The following is a 16,466-nucleotide window of genomic DNA, read 5'->3' on the forward strand; positions in this document are numbered from 1 at the left end:
GGCTCGGACACGCCGCGACATGGCGAAACTGGTGGACGCGGACGGATTCCGCACCTACATCCGCGACGGCTGGGGTGACTGGGACAGCGCGATCGACCTGCCCAAGGGCACGGCCGAGGCGGCGGCGGCCCACCGCGCCAGGCTCACGGCGGCGCTGCCCGGCAAGCGCATCGCGCTCGCGGCGGGACGGGCGCACGTCCGGTCCAACGACACGTTCCACGAGTTCCGCGCCGACAGCGACTTCGTCTGGCTGACCGGCTGCCAGGTCGAGGGCGCGGTGCTGGTCCTCACCGACGACGACGCCACGCTGTTCGTGCCGGTCCCGAGCGAGACCCACAGCGTCGACTTCTTCGGCGACGCCGACCGCAGCCCGTTCTGGATCGGCGCGGCGGCCGGCCCCAAGGAGTGGGGCGCGGCGCTCGGCATCACCGCGCGTCCCCTCGAAGACCTCGCGAACGCCCTGCGCGGCCGGCACCCGCAGACGCTCACGGCCAGCGGCCTCGACCCGCTGCTCGACGCCCTGACCGGAAGCCACAGCGACGAGCTCCGCACCACGCTCGCCGAGCTGCGCCGCGTCAAGGACGACTGGGAGATCGACCAGCTCCGCCAGGCCGTCGACGCGAGCGTCAAGGGCTTCGCCGACGTCGCCATGGAGCTCGGCCAGGCCGTGCGCGGCGGGGGAGAGCGCTGGCTGCAGGGCACGTTCGACCGCAGGGCCCGCACCGAGGGCAACGGCCCCGGCTACACCTCGATCGTCGCCGCGGGCCACCACGCCCCGGTGCTGCACTGGACGCGCAACGACGGCCGCGTGAACGACGCCGACCTGCTCCTGCTCGACGCCGGCGTCGAGATGAACTCCCTCTACACCGCCGACGTCACCCGCACGTTCCCGGTCAGCGGCGAGTTCAGCGCACCCCAGCGCCAGGTGTACGACCTCGTGCACCGCTCGCACGTCGCCGCGCTCGCGGAAGTCCGGCCGGGCAACGACTACAGCGCCTTCCACCACACCGCCATGCGCGTGCTCGCCGAGGGCCTGCACGACTGGGGCCTGCTGCCGGTGAGCGTCGACAAGGCGCTCGACCCGGCGGGCCAGCACCACCGCCGCTACATCGTCTGCGGCACCGGCCACTTCCTCGGCCTCGACGTGCACGACTGCGCCGACGCCCGCCAGGAGACCTACCAGCAGGGCATCCTCGAACGCGGCATGGCGCTCACCGTCGAGCCGGGCCTGTACTTCCACCCGAACGACGAGACGCTGCCGCCCGAGCTGCGCGGCATCGGCGTGCGCATCGAGGACGACCTGGTCGTCACGAGCACCGGCGCGGACGTCCTGTCGGACGCGCTGCCGATCGAGGCCGACGACGTCGCCGCCTGGGTCCGCAAGCAGCGTTCCTAAGTGGACGGACTGGAGCGGGCCCACGCGAACGTGAGTTCCACGGCCCGCTTCCAGTTCGCGTACTCGGTCTCGCGGTACCGGGCGTCCATCGCCGGGTTCCACCGCGCGGCCAGGTGCCAGTTGCGCCGCAGCCCCTCCAGGTCCGGCCAGTACCCGGCGGCCAGCCCCGCGGCGTAGGCGGCGCCCAGAGACACCGTCTCCGCCACCAGCGGCCGTTGCACCGGGATGTCCAGCACGTCCGCGATGAACTGCATCAGCAGGTGGTCCGCGGTCATCCCGCCGTCCACCTTCAGCACCGGCGTCGGCGCCCCGAGGTCGGCGTTCATCGCGTCCACGACCTCGCGCGTCTGCCAGCCCGTCGCCTCCAGCACGGCCCGCGCCAGGTGTCCCTTGTTGATGTACGACGTGAGCCCGACGACGAGCCCGCGCGCCTGCGCGAGCCAGTGCGGCGCGAAGAGCCCCGAGAACGCCGGAACGATGTAGCAGCCGCCGTTGTCCTTGACCGTGCGCGCCAGCGTCTCGATCTCCGGCGCCGAGTGGATCAGCCCGAGGTTGTCGCGGAACCACTGCACCAGCGACCCGGCCACCGCGATCGAGCCCTCCAGCGCGTACGCGGGCTCTCCGCCGATCTGGTAGCCGATCGTCGTCAGCAGCCCGTGCTTCGACCGCACCAGCTCGGTCCCGGTGTTCATCAACAGGAACCCGCCGGTGCCGTACGTGCCCTTGATCGATCCCTTCTCGAAGCAGGTCTGCCCGAACAACGCCGCGTGCTGGTCGCCGAGGGCGGCCGCGATCGAGATCCCGGGCACCACCCGCGTCGTCACGCCGCTGATCTCGGTCGAGGGGCGGATCTCCGGCAGCATCGAGGCGGGCACGCCGAAGAACTCCAGCAGCATCGGATCCCATTGCCGCGTCGAGAGGTTCATCAGCATCGTCCGCGACGCGTTGGTCACGTCCGTCACGTGCAGACCGCCGGACACGCCCCCGGTCAGGTTCCAGATCAGCCAGGTGTCCATCGTGCCGAACAGGACGTCACCGCGGCCGGCCTTCTCGCGCAGACCGGGCGTGTTGTCGAGCATCCACCGCAACGAGGGCGCCGAGAAGTAGGTCGCCAGCGGCAGGCCGCACCGCTCGCGCACCTCCTCGATGCCGGGCTGTTCCCCAAGGCGCGCAACGAGTTCCTCGGTCCGGATGTCCTCCCAGACGATCGCGCGCCCGATCGGGACACCCGTGTGCCGGTCCCACAGCACGAACGTCTCGCGCTGGTTCGTGATGCCCATCGCGACGACCTGCTCGGCCGTGATCCCCGCCTGCCGCAACGCCTGCGGCACGATCCGGTCGACGTTGCGCCAGATCTCCACGGCGTCCTGCTCCACCCAGCCCGGCCGCGGGTGGTACTGCCGGTGCTCGCGCTGCGCGACCGCGACGAGGCGGGCGTTCTGGTCGAACACGATGCAGCGCGTCGACGTCGTGCCCTGGTCGATCGCCATTACGAACCGTTGCACGGCGAGCCCTTCAGTTCTCGTCGACGAGGGACGTGGTGACGGACTCCGCCGCCTGGACGACCTGCCGCACCAGGGTCGCACGAGGACGGCCCGTGGAGTCGCACAGCCGGTCGGCGGCGCCCGAGATGCCGATCGCGCCGACCACCAGGCCGCCGGGGATGCGGATCGGCGCGGCGATGCTCGCCTCGCCCGGCATGTACTCCTCGGCCTCGCCCGCCCAGCCCTGGGAACGCACCTCGGTCAGCACCCGCTCCAGCATCTGCGTGCGGGTGATCGTCCTGCGCGTCAACGAGGTGAGCTCCCGCCGGCGTGCGGCCGCCGACAGGTCCGGGTCGTAGGCGAGCAGCACCTTGCCGAGCGCCGTCGCGTGCAACGGCAGCATGGCGCCGATGCCGAGGGTTTGCACGGAGTCATCGGGACGGAACACGTGGTGCACGACGAGCACGGCGCCGTCGTGGTGCATCCCGATCCTGACCTCCTGGCCCGACCGCGCGGCGAGCGTGTCGGCCCAGTTGATCGATCGAGAACGCAGTTCGTTGGCGTCGAGGTAGGACGTTCCCAGGTGCAGCAGCGCCGCGCCGAGGCGGTAACGGCCGGTCGTCTGGTCCTGCTCGACGAACTCGACCCGTTGCAGCGTGCGGAGAATCCCGTGCGCGGTGCCGCGCGCCAGACCGAGCGAGTCCGCTATCTCCGTGAGACCGTGATGGCCGGAGCCACGCGCGAGCAGCCGCAGGACGGCGGCGGCGCGTTCGATCGACTGGATGGGTCCGGGCACGTCAGAAACGTAATTGAGACGACCCGTGTCGGCAATGTCGAACAGCTACGACGCTCATCACCGCACGAAACGGGCCTGAAACGCCTTGTCTGCGCGCAGCGTGACCGATCAGTCACGCGATCGAGGGCCACGGGTGTCGACATTGTCGAAACACACCTGTTGAACACCTGTTCAGACGCTCTTACGTTCCGCTCAATCACCACGGGGTGATCAGCCGTTCAGAGTCGAATGGGAGGCCAGCGTGGGTCTCGGGTCAGTGTTCCTCAGCGAGGTGCTCGGTACGGCCATCTTGCTGTTGATGGGTGCGGGCGTGGTGGCCAACGTGCTGCTCGCCAAGTCGAAGGGTTTCGACGGCGGTTGGCTGTTGATCAACTTCGGCTGGGGTCTCGGTGTCTTCGCCGGTGTGTACGTCGCCTTCAAGTCGGGCGCGCACCTCAACCCGGCGGTGACGATCGGCATCCTCACCAGCGGTGCGGCCGAGTACGCCCCTGGTGTTCCCGTCGGCTTCGGCTCGACGCTCGTCTACTTCGCCGGTGAGATGCTCGGTGCGTTCCTCGGCGCCGTGGTCGCGTGGCTCGCCTACAAGCCGCACTTCGAGGAGACCAACGACCACGGTCTCAAGCTGGCCGTCTTCTCCACCGGCCCGGCGATCCGCAGCTACGTCTGGAACCTGGTGTGCGAGATCATCGGCACCTTCGTCCTCGTCTTCGTGGTCCTCGCGTTCGCCAAGACCCCGTCGCAGCTCGGCCCGCTGGCCGTGGCGCTGCTCGTCGTTGGCATCGGCGCCTCCCTCGGCGGCCCGACCGGCTACGCGATCAACCCGGCCCGTGACCTCGGCCCGCGCATCGCGCACGCCGTGCTCCCCATGGCGTACAAGGGCAGCGAGGGCGAGGAGATCGGCAAGAAGGACTCCGACTGGAGTTACGCCTGGGTGCCCGTCGTCGGCCCGATCATCGGCGGCGCGCTCGCCGGTGTGATCGCCTCCATCGCGTTCTGACCCTCCGGAAAGGACTTCTTCGATGTCGCAGTACGTTCTCGCCGTCGACCAGGGCACGACCAGCACGCGGGCGATCATCTTCGACCACAGCGGCTCCATCGTCGCCGTGGGGCAGAAGGAGCACGAGCAGATCTTCCCGCGCGCCGGCTGGGTCGAGCACAACCCGGTGGAGATCTCCGAGAACACCCGGTTCGTGATCGGTCAGGCGCTCGCGAAGGCCGACCTCAACACCGGCGACCTCGCCGCCGTGGGCATCACCAACCAGCGCGAGACCGCGGTGGTGTGGGACAAGAACACCGGCGAACCCGTCTACAACGCCATCGTCTGGCAGGACACCCGCACCCAGGCGATCGTGGACGAGCTCGGCGCGCTCGGTGGCGGCGCCGACCGCTACAAGGCGAAGGTCGGCCTGCCGCTGGCGACCTACTTCTCCGGCCCCAAGATCCGCTGGATCCTCGACAACGTCGAGGGCGCCCGCGAACGGGCCGAGGCGGGCGACCTGCTGTTCGGCAACACCGACACGTGGACGCTGTGGAACCTCACCGGCGGCCCCAACGGCGGTGTGCACGCCACGGACGTCACCAACGCGTCGCGGACCATGCTGATGGACCTCGACACGCTCCAGTGGGACGCCGAGATCGCGGGCGAGATGGGCATCCCGGTGTCCATGCTGCCGGAGATCCGGTCGTCTTCGGAGGTGTACGGCAACGGTGGCCCCGGCGGGGTGCTGAAGGGCGTGCCGATCGCGGGCATCCTCGGCGACCAGCAGGCGGCGACGTTCGGCCAGGCCTGCTACGAGCCCGGCACCGCCAAGAACACCTACGGCACCGGCAACTTCATGCTCCTGAACACGGGCACGGAGAAGGTCGCCTCGAAGAACGGTCTACTCACGACCGTCTGCTACAAGATCGGCGACGAGGCCCCCGTCTACGCGCTGGAAGGCTCCATCGCCGTCACGGGCTCGCTGGTGCAGTGGCTGCGCGACAACCTCGGCATCATCGGCTCTGCGCCGGAGATCGAGACGCTCGCCGCGTCCGTCGAGGACAACGGCGGCGCGTACTTCGTGCCCGCGTTCTCCGGTCTGTTCGCGCCGTACTGGCGTGCGGATGCGCGCGGTGCGGTCGTCGGCCTGACCCGGTTCGTCAACAAGGGCCACCTGGCGCGGGCCGTGCTGGAGGCGACGGCGTTCCAGACCCGCGAGGTCCTCGACGCCATGAACGCCGACTCGGGCGTGCCGCTGACCGAGCTCAAGGTCGACGGCGGCATGGTCGCCAACGAGCTGCTCATGCAGTTCCAGGCGGACGTGCTCGACGTGCCCGTCGTGCGCCCGGTCGTCGCCGAGACGACCGCGCTCGGTGCCGCGTACGCCGCCGGTCTGGCCGTCGGCTACTGGTCGGGGCTCGACGAGCTGCGCGCCAACTGGGCCGAGGACAAGCGCTGGACGCCCGAGGCGGACGCCGACGAGCGCGAGCGCCAGTACCGCAACTGGAAGAAGGCCGTCACCAAGTCGTTCGACTGGGTCGACGACGACGTCCGCTAGCCCGTTTCTCCTGAGGAGCTGAAGTTGTTCGCGAGGCTGGATCCGGCTCGGCGTGCCCAGGCCCTGGAGGAGTTGGGCGGCACGGAGTTCGACGTACTAGTCGTCGGAGGTGGTGTGGTCGGCGCGGGCGCTGCATTGGACGCGGCGTCGCGCGGCCTCTCCGTGGCGCTGGTCGAGGCCGACGACTGGGCGGCGGGCACGTCGAGCCGGTCCAGCAAGCTCGTCCACGGCGGGCTGCGGTACCTGGAGCAGCTGGAGTTCAAGCTGGTCCGGGAGGCTCTGAAGGAACGCGGTTTGTTGCTGCGCCGGCTCGCACCGCACCTGGTGCGGCCGGTGCCGTTCCTCTTCCCGTTGAAGAAGCAGTGGGAACGCGCGTACGTCGGCGCGGGCGTGATGTTGTACGACTCGATCGGCGGCGCCGGTGCCGTGCCGATGCACCGGCACCTCTCTCGTCGGAAGATGGCCTCCGTTGGGCCGTCCATCGACTCTTCCGCTTTCGCGGGCGCGATTCGGTACTACGACGCGCAGATGGACGACGCACGGCTCGTGACGACTCTTGTGCGCACAGCGGCTCAGCACGGCGCCACGGTCGTGTCACGGGCACGGGTGACGTCGTTGCTGCGCACCGATGGCCGGGTGTCCGGTGCTTCGGTTCGTGACGAGCTTTCCGGCGTGACGCACGTGGTGCGCGCACGTCGCGTGATCAGCGCTACCGGCGTGTGGACCGACTCGCTGAACTCGATGTCGCCTGGGACGCCACCGTTCCACGTGCGGATGTCCAAGGGCGTGCACGTGCTGGTGGAGCGGTCGAAGATCCAGCTCGACGGCGGGTTGATCACGCAGACCGAGAAGTCGGTGCTGTTCGTGATCCCCTGGGGCGCCTACTGGATCATCGGCACGACCGACACGCCGTACTCCGGTGCGCCGGAGGACGTTTCGGCCACTGCCGCGGACGTCTCCTACATCCTCGACCACGTGAACGCCGTGCTGCGGACGCCGTTGTCGGCCGACGACGTGGTCGGCACGTACGCCGGGCTGCGGCCGTTGCTCGCCGGGGCGTCCAGCGACACGTCGAAGCTCTCGCGCGAGCACGCGGTGGCTCAGCCGGAGCCGGGGTTCTTCGTGATCGCCGGCGGCAAGTACACGACCTACCGCGTGATGGCCGCCGACGTCGTGAACGCCGCCGTCGCCGGGCTGGGGCGCGCGGTGGCGCCGTCGCTGACCGCCCGGCTGCCGTTGTGCGGCGCGGTCGGGTTCCAAGAGCTGTGGGCGGACCGGACTCGGATCGCTGCGGAGTCCGGTCTGTCCACGTCCACTGTGGAGCGTCTGCTGCGCCGCTACGGCTCGGCCGTGTCGGACGTGCTGGCGTTGATCGCGCAGGACCCGTCCCTGGGGGAGCCCGTCGCCGGGTACCTGGCGGCGGAGATCGTGTACGCGGTGACGCACGAGGGCGCGCTGGGGCTGGAGGACGTGCTGGCCCGGCGCACCCGGATCTCGATGGAGCACCTGGACTTCGGTGCTTCGGTGGCCACCGAGGTCGCCGCGTTGATCGCCGGGCCGCTTGGGTGGTCCTCGGCGGAGCGGGATGCTGCTGTAGAGGCTTATCGGGCTGACACTGAGTTGGCGGCGAGATGAGATGGACAGCGCTGAGCTGATCGAGAGGTTGCGGCGGGAGGGCGGTTTCCGGCTGCTCCCGCTGCTGGGGAACACCGGGCAGGTCGCAGGGGTGCACCTGGCCCGGTTCCTCCCCGGTGGCCACCTCGACGTGATCCAGGCGTGGGACGAGAGATGGGCCGTCTGGGCGCGGATGCCCGACGTGGTGGACCCGGCCGCGCCGTTCGCGGGCCCGGCCGGGGGAGTGGTGCGCAGCGGCCCGCTGACGAGGGTGGCGGCTCCGCTGCTGCCGTTGCAGGCGGGGACGCTCGGGCGCTGAAGCCCAGCACCGTGGTGCAACCTCGGCACGCGCGGGCTCAACATGTCCACGCGCACCGGTGGGGGTGCCGAGATGTTGTTGTGGGTCAAAGTTCTCTGCGACTTGGATGGTCCGCCGCTAACGAACCAGCGAGCGGATCGGGGTGGGGCCGCGGTACTCGGCGAGCTTGCGCCGCGTCCGGGTCTCGTCCAGGGCGATCTCGTCGAGCAGGTCGAAGAGCCCGCGGGCGCGGGCGACGGAGGTCTCGCCCTGGGCGAAGACCTTGGCCAGGCCCGATTCCGCGTAGACCAGCGGCGCGACCTTCTCGAACTCGAACAGCGTGCACGCCGACTGGAACGCCGCCGTGCTCGCCTCCTCCGGCACGACGCGGATGACGGACGAGTTCGCGAGCAGCCACACGTACTGCTCCTCCATCACCTGCTCGGTGCCGAGCCGCATCCGCAGCGCGAGCTCGTGCAGGTAGAACACGCACTTCGGGCCGTTGGGGCGGCGCACGACCGCCTGCCGGTCCAGGTCCTCGGCCGGGTGTCCCGTCGTGGCCTGCAGGGCGCGGGCGTAGTTCGGCGTCTGCAGCAGGCTGTTCACGCTGAGGACGTCGTAGGCCGTGATGGACGTGGCGGAGGCCTCGGTCATCGCGAGGGTGCGCGCGTTGCCGGGCTGCTGCGCGAGGTACGGGTCGAAGGCGTTGTGGTAGCGGCGGAGGAAGTCCTCGAAGAAGTCGATGTCCTTGCCGCACGCGGTGAGGTACTGGGCGAGGTCGAGGTCGCTGCCCTTGATCTTGCCGTGCTCGAGGTTGGAGACCTTGCTCGGGTCCCAGCCGAGCTGCTGCGCCATCGCGCGGCCCCGCAGGCCGGTGAACCGCTGCCGGAGGCGGCGCAGTTCGTCGCCCAGGTCCCTGCTGTAGGCGGTGGAGTTCGTCGCTGTCACGACCTCGAACGTATGGGTTGGAACGACTCCATGATACGTGCTCGTTCGGGTGAAAACTCTTGGCTCTTGATCGCGTCGCTAGGGTGTTGGTTGTGGCCGCCGCCCGAGATGTTGGACTTGTTCCAACGGAAGGGAAACGTGATGAAGCGGCCCTGGTTCCCCGCTCTTCTCGCCGTGTTGCTGGCCCTGGTCTTCGTCCAGCCGGCGTCCGCTCAGGCGACGCCGCGGTCGGCGATCTTCGGTGGTGGCCCGTTCTACGCCGACGGCCAAGCCGTGATGGACACCCTGCGCTCGTCCGGGTTCACGACCGTGATCCTGTGGAGCGTCCACGTGCACCCCAACGGCGATCTCTACCTCAACGACAAGCTGATCGTGCAGAACGGCCGCTACGTCGGTGACGCCGGCTGGCCCGCGCGGCTGCGCACGCTGAAGCAGGCGCCGACGTCGGTGAACCGCATCGAGGTGTCGGTGGGGTCGTGGGGCGTGCGCGACTGGGAGAACATCGCGGCGCTGATCAGCTCGGGCGGCACCGGGCCGTCGTCGATCCTGTACCGCAACTTCCAGGCGTTGCGCACCGCCACGGGTGCCGACGCGATCAACAACGACGACGAGTCGTTCTACCAGGTGGCCCCGACCGCGGCGTTCGCGCGCATGGCGCAGGGCCTCGGCTATGCGAAGTTCACGTTCGCGCCGTACACGAACCAGTCGTTCTGGGCGAGCCTCAAGTCGAACCTCGGCTCGCTGGTGGACCGCGTCTACCTGCAGGGCTACGCGGGCGGCGCGGGCAACAACCCCGCGACCTGGAACCGCGCGCTGGGCATGACCGTCGACCCCGGCCTGTGGAGCAAGCACGGCAGCGGGTGCAGCGCCGGCGACTCACCGGCGACCGTCGAGAGCAAGATGAGGTCCTGGAAGACCTCGGCGGGCATTACCGGCGGCTTCATGTGGCTGTACGACGACATGAAGGCGTGCAGCGCCCAAGGCAACGCGGCGGCCTACGCGCGCGCCATCAACAACGGCGTGCGGTAGTGCTTTAGTCGAGCAGCTTGCGCAGTTCGGCCTCGAAGTCGACGTAGTCGTTCTCGCAACCGGGGGCGACTACGTCGTACGTGGAGTTCAGGAACTCCTGCAGCTCCGACGACTGCACGTGGAACACCGCGTGCGACACGTCGGACCGCAGCTCGAGCACGGCGGTGGTGGAGTTGTGCGGCCGCAACCGCACGTCGCCCGCACCACTGGTGGTGATCAGGCCGTCGGCGAGCAGGTCCCTGCTCACCAGCCACACCGTCTCCTGCCGCCCCATGCGGAACGTCATGGTCACGGCGTGGGGGTCGTCGGCGCGGTAGCCGAGCTCGACGTCAACGGGCAGCGGGCGCCCGGACGGGGCGATGAAGGCGAATGTCGAGTCGGCGCCCACTCGTGTCACGTTCCTCATGCCCCCTTAGACGTCCGGCAGCCTCCGTGGATGCCTCGATCAGGAAAAGCGATCGGAACGTGATTTTCAATGGTCCCGAAGTATGACTTTTCGCATGGGGCGGCGCCCGCCAGGTGAGACGGATGTGCGGGTGTGCCCTGACCTGCGGATTTGGTGGATTTGCGCAGGTCGTGTTCGGTCATCTGTGGACGGAATCACGAGCTGAGACGGATGGCTCGCGGCCCGGATGATGGGACGGTCCCGCGGCCGAACCTTAATTTTAGTTAAAAGTGGACGTGCTTTCCGTAGCTAATTCGGCACGTTAGGTGACGTTGATCAGGCCGGGTTTCCGCGCGGCCGGAGTCGTCCGCCCGGCAGCGGTGGCGCCGGCAGCCGGTCGCCTGGGTAGCCCTCGACCCGGCCGAACCTGTCCGTCTCCGCCTGCCACTCCTCGCGGTACGCGGCGATCTCGTCGTGGGTGCGGCCGACGAAGTTCCACCACATCACGATCTCCTCGCCGAACGGCTCGCCGCCCAGCAGCACGACCCGCGCGCCCCCGTCAGTCGACAGCGTCAGGGTGGTGTGGCCGGTGCCGAGGTAGCCGAGCGCTTTCGGGGCGAGTGCGGTGTCGCCCAGGCGGAGGTCGCCGGTGTCGAGGAGGACGCCGTGCTCGAAGTTCTCCGCCACGTCGAACGTCACGGACGTGCCTGGCGGCAGCACGATCTCGGCGCCCAGGAGCGGGGTGAAGGTGCGCACCGGTGAGGTCGAGCCCGCCAGCTCACCCAGGAAGACGCGGACCGAGGCGCCGGACGCGTTGACGGTGGGTGGGGCGTAGTGCTGGAAGTCGCGCGGGGCGTCGCGGTGCGCGTCCGGGAGGGCCAGCCAGAGTTGGACGCCGTGCAAGGTGGTGGAGGCCGGGGTGGACTGCTCGGAGTGGCAGATGCCCCGGCCGCCGGTCATCAGGTTCAGCTCGCCTGGGCGGACGTAGGCGTGGACGCCGTGGCTGTCGCGGTGTTCGATCTCGCCGGTGAAGAGCCAGCTCACGGTCTGCAGGCCCGTGTGGGGGTGCGGGGCCACGTCCATGCTCGTGTCGTCGGGGCCGTAGTGGTCGCAGAAGCACCAGGCACCGATCAGCGAGCGTTGTTTCTGGGGGAGGGTGCGGCGGACGGACATGGCCCTCGGGCCGCCCAGCGGGACGTCGCGCGGGGTGAGGACCTCCACGTTGCCCGGGGTGGAGGTGCACGTCACTTCTGCGGGCTCGGCCTCGACATTGCTCACGTGCGTGATCGTAGGCTGGCGCCGGGGGTAACTGTGGATCTTCGGCAGCAGGTGTCGGCAAGCGGGTACGAGCTCGATCAAGCTCAACTCGCGGCCGTGGCGAGGTTGGAGGAGCTCCAAGGGCGGCGCAGGGGTGTGTACCTGCACGGGCCGGTGGGGCGGGGGAAGAGCTTTCTGGCCGACGCCCTGTTCGAGGTGCTGCCGGGGCCCAAGAAGCGGGTGCACTTCCACGCGTTCTTCCAGGAGCTGCACCGGCGGATCTCCGCACGGCTGCACGCGCGCGGGGCCGTGGCGAAGGCCGTCAAGGAGCTCGTCGGACGGGCGAAGGTGCTGGCGTTCGACGAGCTGCACGTGCACGACGTTGGCGACGCCATGTTGCTGACGCGGTTGTTGGAGGAGCTCCAAGGGCGGCAGGTGATGATCATCGCCACCTCCAACCACCCGCCGGACGGCCTGCTGCCCAACCCGCTCTACCACGACCACTTCCTGCCCGGCATCGCGCTGATCAAACAGCTGATGGACGTCGTCGAGCTCGGCGGCGCCACCGACTACCGGCGCCTGCACGGCGCGCCGCGGTCGCGGTTCGAGACCGGCGAGATCGTCCGCGCGAAGACACCGCCCGGCAGGCCGGTCGTGCTGGAGGTCAACGGCCGCGCGATCACCGCGTTGAGCGTCGCGACCCGCGAGGTCTGGTTCGACTTCGGCGACCTGTGCGAGAAACCGACCTCGACGCAGGACTACTTGGAGCTGGTCCAACGCTACGACGACTGGGTGATCACGGACGTCCCGAAGCTGGAGAACCGCGATCGCGAGGCACGGCAACGGTTCGCGAACGTCGTCGACGTGCTGGTCGACGCCGACGTCAGGTTGACACTGGTGAGTGAGCACCCGCTGGCCGACGTCCTGGGCGGCGAGGTGCGTGACCTCGATCGCACCGCCAGCCGGCTGGAGCTGATCAACACGACCGGGTGAACAGTTGGCCCCGCTCCACCGCCGATAGGTAGCAAAACCCCTGTCGTAGGAGCAGCAAGTGAAGATGGTGCGCGCCCGCGTCGGCTCGCTCGTGGAGAGCAACCGGTTCCAGATGTTCATCGTCGCGGTGATCGTGGTCAACGCGATCACCCTGGGAGCCGAGACGTCCACGGTTCTGCACGCGAAGTTCGGACCGGCCCTGACGGTGATCGACCACACCGCGCTGGCGATCTTCACGGCCGAACTGGCCGCCCGGCTGTACGCGTTCGGGTGGAAGTTCTTCAAGGACCCGTGGAACATCTTCGACTTCGTGATCGTCGCCATCGCGCTGATCCCGAGCGCGGGCCCGCTGTCGGTGCTGCGCAGCCTCCGGATCCTGCGAGCGCTCCGGCTCGTCGCGATGGTGCCGAGCATGCGCCGCGTCGTCACCGCGCTCGTCAGGTCCATCCCGGGCCTGGTCTCGTTGTCCGGCCTGCTGGTCCTGCTCGTCTACGTCGGCGGCGTGATCGCCAGCAACCTGTTCGGCGACACCGGCGACCCGCGCTTCACCGGCCTCGGCCCGACGCTCCTCACGCTCTTCCAGATCACCACGGGCGACGGCTGGTCGGACGTGATGCGGGACCTGATGGAGCAGAAGCCGTTCGCGTGGATCTTCTTCCTCATCTACCTGATGGTCGGCTCGTTCACGATGCTCAACCTGTTCATCGCCGTGGTGTGCAGCGCCATGCAGGAGGAGATCACGTTGCCGGCCCAGCGAACCGCCGCGCACGACGACCTGCTGCTGCGCGAGGTGAAGGCGCTCAGGGAAGAAGTGCGCGCGATGCGGCAGAACGCCTAGAAGAGCTGCGAAGCCCGCACCCCCCACTAAGGGTGCGGGCTCCGCGTCCTGCCAGGGATCCCGATCGGCGACGCCGCCGTACACCGATCGGGACCCCTGCAACCCCCGCCTTCTACGGGGTGACCGGGATGTTCGACACGCCCTTCTTGGCCTTGCTGGCCGTGTTCGAGGCGTAGACGACATTCGGGTTGGCCTTGCACTTCGACGTGGACGACACGTACACGGCGTAGTCGCCGACGTTGCCCAGGTCGGACTTGTTGTTGCGCCACACGTTCCCGCAGCCGTTGCTGAAAGACGGGGACGTGCTCGGGTTGTGGGTCTCGTAGCCGTTCTTGAACGTGCCCGGCGAGGAGAACGTGCCGGTGTTGTTCTCGATGCGGTAGCCGAAGCCCTTGACGTCGATCCACGAGTCGGCCGAGTTGGCGCCGGAGATGCCGGTGCCGTTGAACGTGTTGCCGCTGATCAGGCCGCCCTGCGTGCCTTCCTTGACGTCGATGTGCTCTGCGGAGACGCCGGGACCGATCTTGTTGTTGAGCACCTGCACGCGGTCGGACTTGTCGACGCCGCCGGAGTTGCCGTGGCACTTCCAGTTGGAGTTGGCCGAGCCGATGTAGACGCCCTCGCCGTAGTCCTTCGTGACGACGCCCGCGTCGGTGATCGTGGAGTTCTTGATGACGCCGTCCGCCGAGCTGCGGCGGAAGTGGACGCCCTCCTCGTCGGTCTTGCGGACGGTGACGCCGTCGATCGTCACGTGGTGGGAGTTGTCGAGGATGATGCCCTTCTTCGACTCCGCGATCGTGATGCCCTTGATGGTCCAGTAGGGCGCGTTGTACAGCCACAGGCCGTAGCCCGAGTCCCAGCCCGCGGTGGGCACGGGGCAGGACGGGGCGGTGCCGGACGGTCCGTCGTTGATCAGCACCGCCGACGAGGGCCCGGAGATCGTGATCGGGTTGCTGGACGTACCGGACTTCTGGCTGACGAACGAACCGCGGTAGGTGCCGGAGGCGAGCTGGATGGTGTCACCCGGCTTCGCGTTCGCCAGCGCGGACTTCAGCTGGTCGGCGTTGGCCACCGGGATCGTGGCCTGCGCACCGAAGTTGTCCTCAGTGGACCCCGCGGCGAAGGTCACCGGGATGTTCTTGAGGAACAGCGACTTCGCCGCGTCGGTCTTGGTCGCGTCCAGGCCGTGACCGCCGGTGTAGTCGCGCTGCTCGTTCTTCGCCCAGTCCGCGATCGGGGTGCCGCCGACGTCGAGGTGCTTGTAGGCGGTGCCGTTCCAGCCGAACTGGTAGATGCGGCCCTTCTCGCTGTAGAAGGCGTCGTACGAGCCGTTGGTGGACAACTGCTTCGTCATGCCGTTGTTGAAGAACACGTTGCGCGGGCCCGAGGCACCCGACCACTTGACGGCCTTCTTGCCGGCACCCCACCAGATCGGGAACCAGTTCGAGTCGTCAGGTCCGCCGCCACCCTCCTCACCGCAGTTCGCACGGCAGTTGCCGGAGCGGTGGGCGTAGGAGATCTTGACGCTGTTGTTCTCGAACAGGTTGTTGCGCTCCCAGCCGCCGTGCAGGTTCAGGTCGGAGTCGAAGTCGTTGCCCACCACGACGTTGCCCGACGCGGACCACTGGAACGTGAAGTGGCGCAGGTTGCGCGACGTGTTGCCGGCGTAGAGCGAGTCCCAGACTCGGGAGCCGCGGAAGTAACCGTTGCCGCCCTTGCCCTTGTTCCACGAACCGTCGAGGTAGTTGTCGACGATCTGCAGGTTCTTGGCCTCCTCGGTGACGATCGGGTGCGACCCGGTCATCTCCGCGCGGATGCCCTTCACCCACGAGTTCGCGGCCCATTTGAAGACGATGCCGTGCATCTCGTCCGCGGGCGCCATGTTGCCGTAGTTGTTGACGGCCTCGGCGGGGTTGAGGTTCGGCATCGCCTGCGTGAAGCCGAAGTTCTCGAACCCGACGCCGAGGACCGGGTCCACCAGCGGCGACACCTTGGAGTCGTATGTCGCCCCGTCAATCGCCGGTGAACCGTCCGAGGTGGAGTTGACCGGGACGTCGAACTCCAGCGGTTTGTCGAGCGTGACCGTCGTGCCCGACACCGAGGCCACGGTGAAGATCTGCTGGCGCATGTGCATGTTCAGGTACGGCCACTCGGTGCCGTTCGCGAACTGCTGCTCGTAGAACTTGACCGAGTTGGCCGCGCGGACGTTGACGAGCATGCCCGCCTTGATCGCGGACGCCGACGCGACCTTGATCGCGCGGTCACCGGCCTTCGCGGCCGTGGCGACCTTGGCACCCGCCTTCCAGTGCACGTTGATCGTGCCCTCGAAGATGTCCTTGCGGTTCGCCGGCGCCGACGCGTAGTCGCTCGCGTAGCTGCTGTGCACGCCGCGCGACTGGACCCGGAACAGGCCGCGGCCCGGCCACAGCCAGCCGCCCTTGCCCTGGCCGTAGGTCATGCCGTCCTCGTCCCAGTCGGAACCGTCCGGCGTGAGCGCGTCGTAGCGGGTGGTGGCGTCGGGCGTGTAGACGATCTTCGTGGCAGTCGCGCCGGCGCCCCTGATGATCAGGTAGTCGGCGTCGACGTGGAGCTCCTTGGAGACCTTCAGCTGGCCCGCCGGCAGCGTGATGGTGCTGAGCTTCGTGTAGCTCGCGCTCGGCGAGCACTGCGTCTTGATGGCGTCGATCGCGGCCTGGAGCCCCGCCGTGTCGTCGGCCGTGTCATTCGGGCGCACGTTGAACTGGCTCGCGAGTTCGGCCGCCGTGATCTGACAGGCCGTGCTCGGGTTCACCTCATTGTTTCCCGGCAGCACGCCATTGCCGCGATAGCCCGCTTTCGACCAGTCGTACATGCCTGAAATAGGTGCGCGACGGTTGCCCGACGAGACGTCT

14 protein-coding genes are annotated in these 16,466 nt (G+C 68.7%); 8 read left to right on the forward strand and 6 right to left on the reverse strand.

The features are described from left to right. Positions 1–19 precede the first annotated feature (19 nt). Positions 20–1,396: an aminopeptidase P family protein gene (locus tag ACQEU1_RS00575; protein WP_433211249.1), complete on the forward strand. Its 1,377-nt coding sequence runs from the start codon at positions 20–22 to the stop codon at positions 1,394–1,396. Here the strand turns inward: ACQEU1_RS00575 and glpK (ACQEU1_RS00580) are convergent. Both glpK (ACQEU1_RS00580) and ACQEU1_RS00585 read right to left on the reverse strand, forming a co-directional pair. Then, the gene (gene glpK, locus ACQEU1_RS00580) at positions 1,393–2,886 is read right to left on the reverse strand and encodes a glycerol kinase GlpK (RefSeq protein ID WP_433211252.1); all 1,494 of its coding nucleotides are present in this window, start codon (positions 2,884–2,886) and stop codon (positions 1,393–1,395) included. The genes ACQEU1_RS00575 and glpK (ACQEU1_RS00580) overlap by 4 nt on opposite strands. Before the next feature lie 25 nt (positions 2,887–2,911). Continuing rightward, a complete protein-coding gene (locus tag ACQEU1_RS00585; RefSeq protein ID WP_433194999.1) occupies positions 2,912–3,676 on the reverse strand; it encodes an IclR family transcriptional regulator in 765 nt (254 codons plus the stop codon). A 241-nt stretch (positions 3,677–3,917) separates the two neighbouring features. Here ACQEU1_RS00585 and ACQEU1_RS00590 point away from each other — a divergent pair, with 241 nt between their 5' ends. From ACQEU1_RS00590 to ACQEU1_RS00605, 4 genes are read left to right on the forward strand one after another with little or no spacing between them, the layout of a single operon-like run. Further along, positions 3,918–4,673: an MIP/aquaporin family protein gene (locus ACQEU1_RS00590; RefSeq protein WP_433195002.1), complete on the forward strand. Its 756-nt coding sequence runs from the start codon at positions 3,918–3,920 to the stop codon at positions 4,671–4,673. A 22-nt stretch (positions 4,674–4,695) separates the two neighbouring features. Next, the gene (glpK, locus tag ACQEU1_RS00595) at positions 4,696–6,213 is read left to right on the forward strand and encodes a glycerol kinase GlpK (RefSeq protein ID WP_382438693.1); all 1,518 of its coding nucleotides are present in this window, start codon (positions 4,696–4,698) and stop codon (positions 6,211–6,213) included. Between the two features lie 24 nt (positions 6,214–6,237). Continuing rightward, a complete protein-coding gene (gene glpD, locus ACQEU1_RS00600) occupies positions 6,238–7,848 on the forward strand; it encodes a glycerol-3-phosphate dehydrogenase (RefSeq protein WP_433195004.1) in 1,611 nt (536 codons plus the stop codon). Between the two features lies 1 nt (position 7,849). Continuing rightward, positions 7,850–8,146, forward strand: a complete 297-nt coding sequence (locus ACQEU1_RS00605; RefSeq protein ID WP_433195006.1) for a hypothetical protein — start codon at positions 7,850–7,852, stop codon at positions 8,144–8,146. A 117-nt stretch (positions 8,147–8,263) separates the two neighbouring features. Here the strand turns inward: ACQEU1_RS00605 and ACQEU1_RS00610 are convergent, their stop codons facing one another. Then, positions 8,264–9,073 carry a helix-turn-helix domain-containing protein gene (locus tag ACQEU1_RS00610; protein ID WP_433195008.1) on the reverse strand — a complete coding sequence of 270 codons (810 nt, stop codon included), beginning with the start codon at positions 9,071–9,073 and terminating at the stop codon, positions 8,264–8,266. A 141-nt stretch (positions 9,074–9,214) separates the two neighbouring features. Between ACQEU1_RS00610 and ACQEU1_RS00615 the strand changes: the two genes are divergently transcribed. Beyond that, the gene (locus ACQEU1_RS00615; RefSeq protein WP_433195010.1) at positions 9,215–10,102 is read left to right on the forward strand and encodes a lysyl endopeptidase; all 888 of its coding nucleotides are present in this window, start codon (positions 9,215–9,217) and stop codon (positions 10,100–10,102) included. A 4-nt stretch (positions 10,103–10,106) separates the two neighbouring features. Here ACQEU1_RS00615 and ACQEU1_RS00620 read toward each other — a convergent pair whose 3' ends face one another. Beyond that, a complete protein-coding gene (locus ACQEU1_RS00620; RefSeq protein WP_285633685.1) occupies positions 10,107–10,508 on the reverse strand; it encodes an SsgA family sporulation/cell division regulator in 402 nt (133 codons plus the stop codon). A 315-nt stretch (positions 10,509–10,823) separates the two neighbouring features. Further along, positions 10,824–11,765, reverse strand: a complete 942-nt coding sequence (locus tag ACQEU1_RS00625; protein ID WP_433195013.1) for a pirin family protein — start codon at positions 11,763–11,765, stop codon at positions 10,824–10,826. Positions 11,766–11,816: 51 nt separating this feature from the next. On the opposite strand from ACQEU1_RS00625, the gene zapE reads away from it, so the two are divergent. Together zapE and ACQEU1_RS00635 are read left to right on the forward strand one after the other, a co-directional pair. Further along, the gene (zapE, locus tag ACQEU1_RS00630; protein ID WP_433211255.1) at positions 11,817–12,737 is read left to right on the forward strand and encodes a cell division protein ZapE; all 921 of its coding nucleotides are present in this window, start codon (positions 11,817–11,819) and stop codon (positions 12,735–12,737) included. Between the two features lie 64 nt (positions 12,738–12,801). Beyond that, positions 12,802–13,575: an ion transporter gene (locus ACQEU1_RS00635; protein WP_433211258.1), complete on the forward strand. Its 774-nt coding sequence runs from the start codon at positions 12,802–12,804 to the stop codon at positions 13,573–13,575. 112 nt (positions 13,576–13,687) lie between these two features. Here the strand turns inward: ACQEU1_RS00635 and ACQEU1_RS00640 are convergent, their stop codons facing one another. Continuing rightward, positions 13,688–16,366 carry a right-handed parallel beta-helix repeat-containing protein gene (locus tag ACQEU1_RS00640; RefSeq protein ID WP_433195015.1) on the reverse strand — a complete coding sequence of 893 codons (2,679 nt, stop codon included), beginning with the start codon at positions 16,364–16,366 and terminating at the stop codon, positions 13,688–13,690. Positions 16,367–16,466 lie beyond the last annotated feature (100 nt).

It is taken from the genome of Lentzea sp. CA-135723 (genome assembly GCF_050936595.1).
GTDB lineage: Bacteria > Actinomycetota > Actinomycetes > Mycobacteriales > Pseudonocardiaceae > Lentzea.

Excerpts from the sequence above, each read along its gene's own strand:
- glpK (WP_382438693.1), top strand. The coding sequence starts at position 4,696 with ATGTCGCAGTACGTTCTCGCCGTCGACCAGGGCACGACCAGCACGCGG.
- ACQEU1_RS00620 (WP_285633685.1), bottom strand. The coding sequence starts at position 10,508 with ATGAGGAACGTGACACGAGTGGGCGCCGACTCGACATTCGCCTTCATC.
- ACQEU1_RS00615 (WP_433195010.1), top strand. The coding sequence starts at position 9,215 with ATGAAGCGGCCCTGGTTCCCCGCTCTTCTCGCCGTGTTGCTGGCCCTG.
- ACQEU1_RS00575 (WP_433211249.1), top strand. The coding sequence starts at position 20 with ATGGCGAAACTGGTGGACGCGGACGGATTCCGCACCTACATCCGCGAC.
- glpK (WP_433211252.1), bottom strand. The coding sequence starts at position 2,886 with ATGGCGATCGACCAGGGCACGACGTCGACGCGCTGCATCGTGTTCGAC.
- ACQEU1_RS00605 (WP_433195006.1), top strand. The coding sequence starts at position 7,850 with ATGGACAGCGCTGAGCTGATCGAGAGGTTGCGGCGGGAGGGCGGTTTC.
- ACQEU1_RS00635 (WP_433211258.1), top strand. The coding sequence starts at position 12,802 with ATGGTGCGCGCCCGCGTCGGCTCGCTCGTGGAGAGCAACCGGTTCCAG.